This window comes from Mucilaginibacter sp. (assembly GCF_028287845.1).
Lineage (GTDB): Bacteria > Bacteroidota > Bacteroidia > Sphingobacteriales > Sphingobacteriaceae > Mucilaginibacter.
Map to the genome: position 1 here is coordinate 1 of NZ_JAQBOW010000159.1, position 11,989 is coordinate 11,989.

Consider the following 11,989-nt stretch of genomic DNA (forward strand, 5'->3'; position numbering starts at 1 on the left):
TGCCAACTTCATGAAAATGGCGTATGTGCAATGGAACAAAGATTCGGTAGCTGATGAAACTATCCTGGCTGATTTGGTTGCACTGTCAAAAGGAGAATTGAAGGTTGATGAAACCATTAACCTCAACAAAGTTGAATATCGCCCGCAAACACATACGCAAAACAACAATAACAATCGTGGCGGACGCACCAGCAACCAAAACAACCGTGGTGGCAGCGGCGGTGGTGGCGGACGTACCAACAACAATCCGCGTAATAATAACAACCAAAATAACCGTAACCGTAACAGCGGTGGAGGCAGCAAAAAATATTAATAATTAATTTATGCATAGATTATAGTTAATGGGGCTTGACCTATGCACTATTAGCTTATTATTATAAACCGATCATTCTAATCATAAATTTATTTATAATCTTTGCTTTAGTTCGGGTGCTATCTCCGTGAACTATGAACATTAACTATCAACCTATGACTAACGCTTTCGAAATACAGGGTGGCAAACGTTTAAAAGGCGAAATAACTCCCCAGGGTGCAAAAAACGAAGCTTTACAGATTTTGTCGGCAGTATTGCTAACGGATCAAAAAATAACGATCAGCAATATTCCGGATATAAAAGATGTAAACAAACTTATAGAGCTTTTAGATGATATGGGCGTTAAAGTTAATCGTCTTGCTGAAGATACTTATACCTTTGAAGCGATTAATATAGACCAGGACTTTTTTCTGTCTGATGCTTTTAAAGCTAAAGGCGGTGGGTTGCGTGGTTCTATAATGATAGTTGGACCGTTGCTGGCACGTTTTGGCAGGGCATCTATACCAAAACCCGGTGGCGATAAAATTGGCCGCAGGCGTTTAGACACCCATTTTTTAGGTTTCGAAAAGCTGGGCGCACAGTTTAATTACAACCCCGAAAATGGCTTTTTTAATGTAGACGCGTCAAATTTAAAAGGCACCTATATTTTATTAGACGAAGCATCGGTAACAGGTACGGCTAATATTGTTATGGCGGCTGTTTTAGCTAAAGGCACCACCACTATTTATAATGCAGCCTGCGAACCTTATTTACAGCAATTATGTAAAATGCTTAACCGCATGGGTGCCAAAATAAGTGGCATTGGCTCTAACCTGTTAACTATTGAAGGTGTAACCAAATTGGGCGGCACAGAACATAGAATGTTACCCGATATGATAGAGATCGGCTCATTCATCGGCCTGGCTGCTATGACCGGATCCGAGATCACCATAAAAAATGTACACTACCCGGAATTGGGTATGATACCCGATGTTTTTAGGCGACTGGGCATTAAATTAGAACTTAGGGGCGATGATATTTACATACCGGCACAAGATCACTACGAGATAGAAACCTTTATTGACGGCTCTATCATGACCATTGCGGATGCACCATGGCCGGGCTTTACGCCTGATCTGCTAAGTATTGTATTGGTAGTTGCTATACAGGCCAAAGGGTCGGTATTGATACATCAAAAAATGTTCGAGAGCCGTTTATTTTTTGTGGATAAACTGCTGGATATGGGTGCGCAAATTATTCTATGCGATCCGCACCGTGCTACGGTTATTGGCCTGGATAAGCAAGTTCAGTTGCGCGGCATATCCATGACCTCGCCTGATATTCGCGCGGGGGTATCCTTGTTGATCGCAGCATTATCAGCACAAGGAAAATCAACCATCTATAACATAGAGCAAATTGAACGCGGTTATCAGCATATAGATAAAAGGTTACAGGCGCTAGGCGCTGATATAAAGAGAATTTAATTTTTTTGAGGCTTGAAGGTTAAGGGTTAAAGGCTGGCGTATTGCAGTATCTTTAACCTTTTCGCTTTTATCGACAGGCAAATAACACCATATTAAAGGAAAAAACCTTTTGCCTTTTACTTCATCACCTTTTCACCTCAATTTTACCTTTATACTTTTACTTCAAATTACTATCTTTATAAAAACCCATTATAAACTGCATGCCTTATCAGAACCGCAGATCAACCTATACCACGTTTATACTGGTATTTGTAATTATTAAAGTAGTATTAAATCTTTTCGCAATTTCTCATTTTGGGTTTCAACGCGATGAGCTGTTGCACCTTGCTTTGGGCGATCATTTAGATTGGGGTTACAAAGAAGTACCGCCATTTATAGCGGTGCTGGCTAAGGTCACTACTGTAGTATTTGGTAGCTCTGTTTTTGCAGCGCGCATATTCAGTACCATATGCGCGGGCCTTATTGTTTGGTTAGTTGGCTTAGTAACGGTTGAGCTTGGCGGCAAAATGTTTGCTATTACGCTGGCTTGCTTAAGTTTCATTTTCGCTCCGGCATTTGTTGCCAGCGACTACCTGTTCCAGCCAGTGGTATTCGACCAATTATGGTGGATCTTAGCAGTATGGCTTATCATAAAATATATTAATCACCATTCGGTAAAATACCTTTATATATTAGGCGCGGTAATTGGCATTGGCCTGCTCACCAAATACACAATGGGCTTTTTTGCCATTGCATTAATATTGGGGCTGCTGCTTACCAAACAACGTAAACTATTACTAAACCGCCATGTGTTAGGCGCAGCAGCAGTTGCTCTTTTAATATTCCTGCCCAATCTTATATGGCAAGTTCAGCATCACTTGCCGATAATTACTCATATGAAAACGCTGCAAAAAAACCAGCTAAACTATATTAAGCCCGGTGATTTTATTATGCAGCAAATAAGCGTTAACGGTATTGCTTTATTTTTATGGCTAATTGGGTTTGGCTTTTTGCTGTTTTCCTTCAAGCTGCGTAAATTTCAATTCCTGGCGTTTGCCTACGTACTGATATTTATCTTCCTTATGGAAATGAGCGGTAAAAACTATTACATATTTGGTGCATATCCTATGCTTTTTGCCGCAGGCGGTTATGCTTTTGAGCGCTGGATAAATGTTAAGCATACCGTCTTGCGTGCATTGGTAGTATGTTTGTTTACCCTGCCAAACTTAGTAATGTTCCCTATGCTATTACCGGTATTGCCATTAAAGCCAACTTTAACTTTTTTTGATTTTGTTAATAAGCATACTCACTTTATGAAATTTATAACTGTTTGGGAAGATCGAAAAAACCATGCAACCAGCCAGGATTACGGAGATATGCTTGGTTGGGACGAGCTAACTCAAAAAGTAGCAAAAGTGTATTACAGTTTACCCCCCGAACAACGCAAAAACACCCAAATATTTGCAGATAATTATGGCGAAGCAGGTGCCTTACATCATTTTGGAAAACAATATAATTTACCCGAAACAGCATCATTAGGAAGCAGCTTTACTTTATGGGCGCCTGATAATTTGGATGCAAAATATATTATTTATGTAGATGACTGGGGCGGTAAAAATATAGCACGTTTATCGCCGGTATTGGTTAGCTATAAAAAGGTAGGCGAAATTGAAAATCCGTTAGCCGTAGAAAAAGGTACAGGCATTTATTTTATTGAAACCAAACCCCAACTAAATATTGGTTATAAAAAGGAGCTGGCCCAGAAACGAATGGAATAAATTCGCGAATATAAAAATTTGCTGATGTGCAGATAAATTTTCATTTATTTTTGCGTTTTAACTTTAAAACATGCGCGGCTTAAAAACAATTCTCTTCCTCATCATATCAAACACCTTCATGACCTTTGCCTGGTACGGGCATCTAAAATTTAAAGATTACGAGTGGGGTAAAAACCTGGGGCTAATATCTGTTATCCTGATCAGCTGGGGGCTGGCGTTTTTTGAATATATGTTTCAGGTACCGGCAAACCGGGCTGGCTTTAAAGGCGATGGCGGCCCCTACACCCTTGTGCAGCTAAAAACCATACAAGAAGCTATTACGCTGATAGTTTTTATGCTATTCTCGCTGGTGTTCTTTAAAACCGAAAAATTGGGGTGGAACCATTTGGTTGGTTTCGGGCTAATTGTTTTGGCGGTGTTTGTGATATTTAAGAAGTGGTAGCAATTTGAAAATCAGGCAATTTGAAAATCAGGCAATTTGAAAATGGTTTCGCTTCGACAATTTAAAAAGTTATCAAAAGTGCTATACTAAAATAAATTATTGATGATTTCATATAAAAGAAATGAACACAGTGACGGTATAATTAGCATAAGCATTGTAAATAGGTGATCATAAAAATTGGTGACGCGCCCTGTACTGAAATCGTATCCCCTACCTCGGCTAATTATAGGTTCAACATTTCTCTCCTTTAAATATAGATTTCTTAAGATTCTATAGGTCAAAATATAAAAGAACATCCATGAAAAAAAACCAGTAAATTGGATTTTGTAATATGTTCCATAAATTGACAATGAAAGATAGGCTATCGAAGCAATCAAAAACACAATAAACACAGAAGTTTTATTCAAAATCCAATTTACTGCAAAAGCAGTTAAAGCTAAGATTATGTATAAAATAAGAAATAATGAATGCACACACTAAATTAAGTAATACACTGCGAATTAACAAGGGTTGTCACGCTATATACGCCGAACCATTACACGCATATTTCGATGCACGTTAAGATTTGACAACTTTTAAAAAATTGTCAAATCTATTAGCATTTTACGCCGATATCGCGTTTATAATATCGTACTGCGTAATGATCCCAATCTTGCCGTTCTCTTCAACTAATACAGCGATGTTGTCATTATTTATCATGGCTGATATTTTGTCTATCGAAGTATTCAGATCAACAAACGGAAACGGCGCTGTAGTAATATTTTTTAATGGCTGAGATTTTAGTGATGGATTCTCCAGCAGCGCGTTCAATATATCGCTCTCAGTTATTTTGCCAATAACCATACCCGCTTGTGTAACCGGTATCTGTGATATGTTTAGCGATTTTATAGTGTTTATAGCTTCTAAAACAGATTTTTCGCTATCAATAGTAACTATTTCATGGCTTTCTTTTTTGGTGATGATATCGCGGGCAGTTAATTTCTCGTCTTTTAAGAAACCACGATCGCGCAGCCAATCGTCATTATACATTTTACCTAAATAGCGTGTACCATGATCCGGGAAAATAATAACTACCACATCACCTGCTTTAAACCTATCTTTCATCTGCAATAAACCCGCAACTGCAGATCCGGTTGAATTACCTGCAAAAATACCTTCTTTACGGGCTATCTCACGGGTCATTAAAGCCGCATCTTTATCGGTCACTTTTTCAAAATGATCAATCAGGCTAAAATCTACGTTTGCTGGTAAAAAATCCTCACCTATACCTTCGGTGATGTAAGGGTATATCTCATTTTTATCAAACTCGCCCGTTTCTTTATATTTTTTAAATACCGAGCCATAAGTATCAATACCTAATACCTGTATTTTGGGATTCTTCTCTTTTAGAAATTTTGCGACCCCCGATATGGTACCACCTGTGCCCACCCCTACAATTAAATGCGTTATTTTGCCTTCGGTCTGCTCCCAAATTTCAGGGCCGGTTGTCTCATAGTGCGCCTGTGTATTAGCAAGATTATCATACTGGTTCGGTTTCCATGAATTAGGCACTTCCCGCTCTAATCGCGATGAAACCGAATAATAAGAACGCGGGTCTTCCGGGTCAACATTTGTAGGGCAAACAATAACCTCGGCGCCAAATGCCCGCAGCGCGTCAAATTTTTCTTTTGATTGCTTATCGGTACTGGTAAAAATACATTTATAGCCTTTTATAACCGCCGCAATAGCCAAGCCCATGCCGGTATTGCCTGATGTGCCTTCTATAATAGTACCACCGGGTTTAAGCTTTCCACTTTTTTCGGCATCCTCAATCATTTTAAGGGCCATACGGTCCTTTATAGAATTGCCTGGATTAGTGGTTTCTATTTTAGCTAAAATCGTTGCCGGTATATCCTTTGCTATTTTGTTTAACTTAACCATGGGCGTATTGCCAATGGTTTCTAATATATTATTGTACCACATGTGTGTTGTAGTTTGATTGGTGAGTAGTTGATTGAGTAAATAGTTGTCAATGCAAATTTAGCTATTTACTTATTCAACCTATCAACTTAATCAAGTAACCTTAAAATCTTAAGTGTTTAACGGTAAGGCCGCCGTTAATTAATTGCTTTAATGATTCAATACCTATTTTTAAATGTGTTTCTACAAATTGCGAACTCACTTTAGAATCGCTTTCATTCGTTTTAACACCCTCCGGTATCATTGGCTGATCAGACACCAATAACAACGCTCCGGTAGGTATTTGATTAGCAAAACCTGTGGTAAAAATAGTAGCCGTTTCCATATCAACAGCCATTGCGCGCAGCTCCTTTAAGTAATTTTTAAATTTTTTATCGTGCTCCCAAACACGGCGGTTGGTAGTATAGCAGGTACCAGTCCAATAATCCAACGAAAAATCGCGTATGGTGGTTGATATAGCTTTCTGTAAAGCAAATGATGGTAATGCCGGTACCTCTGGTGGTAAATAATCGTTTGATGTTCCCTCGCCTCTTATAGCTGCAATAGGTAATATCAGGTCGCCTACATTATTTTTACGTTTTAAGCCGCCGCATTTTCCTAAAAATATCACTGCTTTTGGATGTATTGCTGTTAGCAAATCCATCACCGTTGCTGCTACCGAACTGCCCATGCCAAAATTAATAATGGTAATACCATTTGCAGTTACGCTTTGCATAGGTTTATCCATACCCATAATCGGGGCATTATCATGCCATTCTGAAAATAGTTGAATATATTTTGAAAAATTGGTGAGTATAATGTAATCGCCAAATTCATCTAACGGCCTACCGGTATAACGCGGCAACCAATTGGCTACTATTGCTCCTTTTGTTTTAAGTCCCGATTTTATGGGGCTTTTTACTTCTTTAACTTTAAGAACTGCTCCATCCTTTTTTATATTTAATTCTTCATTCATAATAGCCCTCTAAATCTTCTCCGTAAAGGAGACTTTTAATTGTTTAAATATAGTTATAAAAATAAGTAAGCCCTACTTACCGGGGACGGATGGTGGGGTAAAAACAAACCCCGGCGTTACGCCAGGGTTTACAATTCATTTATAACAAATATAGCTATTAGCCATGTAGTTGTTGTTAAGCTACCTTTAATTTCTTAATGTCAGATTTTTCAAATTTTTCGTGCGCATAATCTAAAGTAACGTTCAGTTTCTTAGCATCTTTTTTAGATGGGAACTCAAACATGGCATCTATCATTATAGCCTCGCATATTGAACGCAAGCCCCGCGCACCTAACTTAAATTCCATTGCCTTATCAACAATAAACTCTAGTACATCATCTTCAAAATCAAGCTTTACACCTTCGTATTCAAACAGCTTTTTGTACTGTTTTAACAAAGAATTTTTAGGTTCGGTTAATATATTGCGCAAAGCTTCCCTGTCTAACGGGTTTAAATAAGTTAACACCGGCAAACGGCCTATCAGCTCGGGTATTAAACCAAATGCTTTTAGATCCTGAGGTGTAATATACTTGTACAGATTTTTCAAATCAACCTCACCATCATTACCCTTTAACTTATAACCCACTGTTTGTGTACGCAAACGATTGGCTATCTTTTTATCAATGCCATCAAAAGCGCCTCCACATATAAACAGGATATTGCTGGTATTAACAGTGATCATTTTTTGATCGGGATGTTTACGGCCACCTTGTGGTGGCACATTAACCATCGTACCTTCCAATATTTTTAATAATGCCTGTTGTACACCCTCGCCGGATACGTCACGGGTAATAGAAGCATTATCGCTTTTACGGGCAATTTTATCAACCTCATCAATATAAACAATGCCTTTTTCGGCAGTGGCAACATCATAATCTGCAGATTGCAGTAAACGGGTTAAAATACTTTCAACGTCTTCGCCTACATAACCTGCTTCTGTAAGCACAGTAGCATCGCAAATACAAAACGGAACGTTTAATACTTTGGCAAGCGTTTTAGCCAGCAAAGTTTTACCGGTACCTGTTTCGCCAACCATGATGATGTTTGATTTTTCAATTTCAACCTCATCCTTATCAATACGCTGGTTTAACCTTTTGTAGTGATTATAAGTAGCTACGGCTAATATTTTTTTAGCATCATCCTGGCCAATAACATATTGGTCAAGATGGCTTTTTATTTCGTACGGTTTTAATATAGCCGGCGAAGTTGGCGAGGTTTTAACCTTACGCACCTTTAACTCTTCGGCTAGTATCTCATTAGCCTGGTTAACACATTTATCACAAATATGTGCGTCCAGTCCCGCTATAAGCATAAGGGAATCCTGTTTGCCTGCGCCACAGAACGAACACCTTATCTCTTTACTATTTTTATTCATTGTGATGTACTTGTTAAACAAATTTACTTAATTGGTATGATATATACAAAATGCGGCATTTAATGTGTTGGCAAGTCCGAAAATATAATCCACTTCGGACTATAGCCTAACTATCAAATTACTTCTTTGTTTTATTACCTCTTAAAATTTCGTCTATCATACCAAATTCTTTTGCTTCTTCGGCTATCATCCAATGGTCACGGTCTGACGCGTCCCAAACTTTTTGGTATGGCGCACCACTATGATCTGCAATGATTTGGTACAGCTCTTGTTTAAGCTTAGTGATCTCATGATAAGTGATCTCAATATCCGATTGCTGGCCCTGTGCGCCGCCCGATGGTTGATGTATCATTACCCTTGCATGTGGCAGTGCTGCTCTTTTACCTTCGGCACCGGCACATAATAATACCGCGCCCATTGATGCCGCCATACCTGTACAGATTGTAGCTACATCATTAGATATAAATTGCATCGTATCATAAATACCTAAACCTGCATAAACAGATCCACCCGGAGAGTTAATATATATCTGGATATCGCGCTTGGCATCTGCAGATTGCAGAAATAGTAATTGCGCCTGTATAATGTTAGCAATGTTCTCATAAATAGCGTCACCTAAAAAGATGATTCGGTCCATCATTAAACGCGAGAACACGTCCATTTGAGCTACGTTAAGCTGGCGCTCTTCTATGATATAAGGTGTCATACCGGTTATACCGCCGGTTGCACCAACAATACCTGTTGGTGCATTGCTTCTATTTACACTGCCAATAAATCTATCTACGTAAGTACTGCTTATACGGTGGTGTTTAACGGCGTATTTTCTGAATTCGTTTTTATCTGGATTACTGTTCATGTGTATGTGTGTTTTGTGTTTATTGTAATGCGGATTTCTCCGCGATAAATATAGTTTTTAGTTGAATATAATTTTCAATATAAAGTTTGCAAAAAGTAAAATATTTATCTAAAAAGATAAATACACCACGGAGGGTGATAAACGCTATATAAAACAAAAGCATCCTTGTCCAGGATGCTTTTGATAAAAATATTTTAAAAGATCAATTATTTCACCAACTCTTTAAATTCGTTGTAAAATATGTCTTTCTTATCTAAAGCAACTACGCTCTTAATGTAATCTAATGTTTTAAGGGCCTTTACTTCGTCAAATACTTTATTAGCATTCTCTTTGTTTTGCAGGTATTGTACCGCGTATTGTGAAAGTTGCTCGTCGCCTATAGGTTGCGGGCTGTACATTCTGAATTGCTGATCTAAACTTTGTTTTGCTGCCGCGAAAATTTCCTCGTATTTAATATCGATGTTGTTTTCTTTTATGATCTTGTTTTCAATCAATGTCCATTTAAGGTTTTGAGCAAAATCTTTATAGCCACCTTCTAATTCCTCCTCGGTCAGTTTTTCATTTGTAGCTTTTAACCAACGTTTTAAAAATTCATCAGGCAAATTAAACTGAACTTTGTCTATACTAAAGTTATAGATATCATTCTGTAATTTACGGTCAGAATCTTGGTTCATCATGGTCTCAATTTCTTCCGTAATTTTAGCCCTGAAACCAGCTTCGTCGGTTACTACGCTTTCACCAAATAATTTGTCAAAGAACTCCTGGTTTAAATCGCCTTCTTCTAAACGGTTAACGTTTTTAACAGTTAAGCGGAAGTTTGATTTTAAATCAGCTGCTGTATCTTCATCAACACCTAATATCGCTGCTATTTTTGCCGCGTCGTTATTATATGCTTTTTGAATGTCCAGTGTTAATTCATCATCCTTTTTTAGGCCGATAAGAGACTTTTTAATTCCCTCATCCAGTACCTGGTCTAAACGAACTGATGTTGTATTCACAATGCCATCATCAAAAACAGAACCATCCGGCGAAAGCTGCGTTAATTGCGCATAAAGCACATCATCGTCTGCCGATACGTCAGGATTTGTCATTTTGCCATAGCTTCTGCGGATATTTTTAATACGTGAGGCTAAAGTTTCTTCATCTATCTTGATGTTATACTGAGTTATTTTATCTTTTGATGAAAAATCAATAGCAAACTCAGGGGCTAGGCCAATTTCGTAGTTAAACTCAAAATTGTCGGCAAAATCCCAATTGTATTCTTGTTTATTATCAACTTTTGGCAGTGGCTGGCCCAATACTTCCAGCTTTTGCTCGGTGATGTAATTGTTTAAGGTATCTGATAATAAAGTGTTCACTTCGTCAACCAAAATACTTTTGCTATACATCTTTTTTATATGTGCCGGAGGAACCATTCCCGGGCGGAAGCCTGGCATTTTTGCTTTTTTAGCATGGTCCTTTATAGCCTTATCAACGCGCGCCTGGTAATCTGCCGGGTCAATATTAATTTTTACAACTGCATTCAGGTTATCGATCTTTTCCTGTGTAATATTCATCTTTTAATGGGTATTTTAAGTATTTCTTATTCCAAAAAAACCGCATTACTGCTTGTATTTTGGACGGGCAAAGGTACTTAAAAATTATTAATTTTTACATCCGCAAACAACTTGCTACGGTTAAACCTGATGTTAATAAAATGATATTATGTATTTTACTATTCGACTTTAGTTATTGATGAAACCCCTGATTTATTGTTATTAACGCTGGCTGGGTTACCTTTATATTTTATTGATGATGCACCACTACTTTTTACATTAAGCTCGTGCAATACATTGATCTCGCACTCACTTGCGCCAGATGATTCAATGTTATAATTACCCACCACAAAATCAAACGCGTGGATTTTACCACCACCGCTTAAATTAATATTATGTGAACTGGCTTGCCCCCTTAAAGTAACATCAGTGGCGCCGCTGCCTTCGGTACTTACGTTAGCTGCATTAAGTTCCATATTTACTTTGGCAATGCCCGACAGATCAAAATGAAGGTTTTTAGTAACTAATTTACCATCAGTCGATATTTCAACCGCGCCTGACGATTTTATCGCTTCTAAATCATGAACGCCAATGGTAATAACCATTTCGCCCACATTACAAATATTTTTATTACCTGTTGATATATGCAATTTATTACCGCTAACGTTTGTCTTGATATATTTTATCAGATTATCATCGGCAGATACGCTTAAATTTAAAGTACTATCCTGCTTCAAGATTATTTTAAATAAGCCAGATATATCTATTTTGCTAAAATCGTTCAGTTTACGTACCTCAGAAACTACATGGCCAGAACCTTTTACACAGCCAAATCTACATGACGACAGCCCCCATGTAAAACCCGCAATAGTGATCAAAATAAGTAAATATGCTTTTTTCATGGTATGAGTTTTATAATGAGCATTTTATTAATACATCTGTTTTTTATTTAGACGATCAATACCCATATGAAGTTACATAAAAAAAGAGGCCGTATCATAAATCATGATCAGCCTTTTTTTGCATATCACGCCAATCTTATAAACTCTTTCCATCAGATATCCAACGATCAACTACTCCATTGGCCTTTATTATTGTTAGCTTATATTAAATTTATTTTAATTAATTGATAACAAGAATATTATAATATCCATATTGACAAAGAAGCCGGAAAATACCTCGCGTATTTTCCGGCCACTATTAACTGATTAACTGTCTTATTATTAGTCTATAATTAATAACGCAACATTAATTTGTAAACGGCTAAAAAGTATAAATGTTTCAATTTTTATTGC

General features: G+C 37.6%; 10 protein-coding genes. 4 read left to right on the plus strand and 6 right to left on the minus strand.

Going from position 1 to position 11,989, the window contains the following annotated elements:
* From JWP71_RS15700 to JWP71_RS15715, 4 genes are all read left to right on the plus strand, one after another.
* Positions 1-313 (plus strand): DUF4290 domain-containing protein (locus JWP71_RS15700; RefSeq protein ID WP_299501869.1); only part of this gene is annotated, 313 nt, incomplete at its 5' end.
* A gap of 155 nt (positions 314-468) precedes the next feature.
* Positions 469-1,776, plus strand: coding sequence for a UDP-N-acetylglucosamine 1-carboxyvinyltransferase (gene murA / locus JWP71_RS15705; protein ID WP_299501870.1), 1,308 nt, complete (start codon positions 469-471; stop codon positions 1,774-1,776).
* A gap of 200 nt (positions 1,777-1,976) precedes the next feature.
* A complete protein-coding gene (locus JWP71_RS15710) occupies positions 1,977-3,533 on the plus strand; it encodes a glycosyltransferase family 39 protein (RefSeq protein ID WP_299501871.1) in 1,557 nt (518 codons plus the stop codon).
* Positions 3,534-3,603: 70 nt separating this feature from the next.
* Positions 3,604-3,975 carry a DMT family protein gene (locus tag JWP71_RS15715; protein WP_299501872.1) on the plus strand — a complete coding sequence of 124 codons (372 nt, stop codon included), beginning with the start codon at positions 3,604-3,606 and terminating at the stop codon, positions 3,973-3,975.
* Positions 3,976-4,578: 603 nt separating this feature from the next.
* On the opposite strand, the gene JWP71_RS15720 is transcribed toward JWP71_RS15715, so the two are convergent.
* From JWP71_RS15720 to JWP71_RS15745, 6 genes are all read right to left on the minus strand, one after another.
* Positions 4,579-5,937 carry a pyridoxal-phosphate dependent enzyme gene (locus JWP71_RS15720; protein ID WP_299501875.1) on the minus strand — a complete coding sequence of 453 codons (1,359 nt, stop codon included), beginning with the start codon at positions 5,935-5,937 and terminating at the stop codon, positions 4,579-4,581.
* A 100-nt stretch (positions 5,938-6,037) separates the two neighbouring features.
* Positions 6,038-6,889: an AMP nucleosidase gene (locus JWP71_RS15725; protein ID WP_299501878.1), complete on the minus strand. Its 852-nt coding sequence runs from the start codon at positions 6,887-6,889 to the stop codon at positions 6,038-6,040.
* A gap of 175 nt (positions 6,890-7,064) precedes the next feature.
* Positions 7,065-8,303 carry an ATP-dependent Clp protease ATP-binding subunit ClpX gene (gene clpX / locus JWP71_RS15730; protein ID WP_299501880.1) on the minus strand — a complete coding sequence of 413 codons (1,239 nt, stop codon included), beginning with the start codon at positions 8,301-8,303 and terminating at the stop codon, positions 7,065-7,067.
* Between the two features lie 118 nt (positions 8,304-8,421).
* Complete coding sequence (locus JWP71_RS15735) at positions 8,422-9,159, minus strand: ATP-dependent Clp protease proteolytic subunit (protein WP_299501882.1); 738 nt, start codon at positions 9,157-9,159, stop codon at positions 8,422-8,424.
* A 206-nt stretch (positions 9,160-9,365) separates the two neighbouring features.
* Positions 9,366-10,715 carry a trigger factor gene (gene tig, locus JWP71_RS15740; protein ID WP_299501884.1) on the minus strand — a complete coding sequence of 450 codons (1,350 nt, stop codon included), beginning with the start codon at positions 10,713-10,715 and terminating at the stop codon, positions 9,366-9,368.
* 158 nt (positions 10,716-10,873) lie between these two features.
* Positions 10,874-11,596 carry a head GIN domain-containing protein gene (locus JWP71_RS15745; protein WP_299501885.1) on the minus strand — a complete coding sequence of 241 codons (723 nt, stop codon included), beginning with the start codon at positions 11,594-11,596 and terminating at the stop codon, positions 10,874-10,876.
* Between the last annotated feature and the right edge of the window lie 393 nt (positions 11,597-11,989).

Bases quoted from the DNA above. Each gene is read 5' to 3' on its own strand.
- JWP71_RS15720 (WP_299501875.1), bottom strand. From the start codon at position 5,937: ATGTGGTACAATAATATATTAGAAACCATTGGCAATACGCCCATGGTT.
- murA (WP_299501870.1), top strand. From the start codon at position 469: ATGACTAACGCTTTCGAAATACAGGGTGGCAAACGTTTAAAAGGCGAA.
- JWP71_RS15715 (WP_299501872.1), top strand. From the start codon at position 3,604: ATGCGCGGCTTAAAAACAATTCTCTTCCTCATCATATCAAACACCTTC.
- JWP71_RS15710 (WP_299501871.1), top strand. From the start codon at position 1,977: ATGCCTTATCAGAACCGCAGATCAACCTATACCACGTTTATACTGGTA.
- JWP71_RS15745 (WP_299501885.1), bottom strand. From the start codon at position 11,596: ATGAAAAAAGCATATTTACTTATTTTGATCACTATTGCGGGTTTTACA.
- clpX (WP_299501880.1), bottom strand. From the start codon at position 8,303: ATGAATAAAAATAGTAAAGAGATAAGGTGTTCGTTCTGTGGCGCAGGC.
- JWP71_RS15725 (WP_299501878.1), bottom strand. From the start codon at position 6,889: ATGAATGAAGAATTAAATATAAAAAAGGATGGAGCAGTTCTTAAAGTT.
- JWP71_RS15735 (WP_299501882.1), bottom strand. From the start codon at position 9,159: ATGAACAGTAATCCAGATAAAAACGAATTCAGAAAATACGCCGTTAAA.
- tig (WP_299501884.1), bottom strand. From the start codon at position 10,715: ATGAATATTACACAGGAAAAGATCGATAACCTGAATGCAGTTGTAAAA.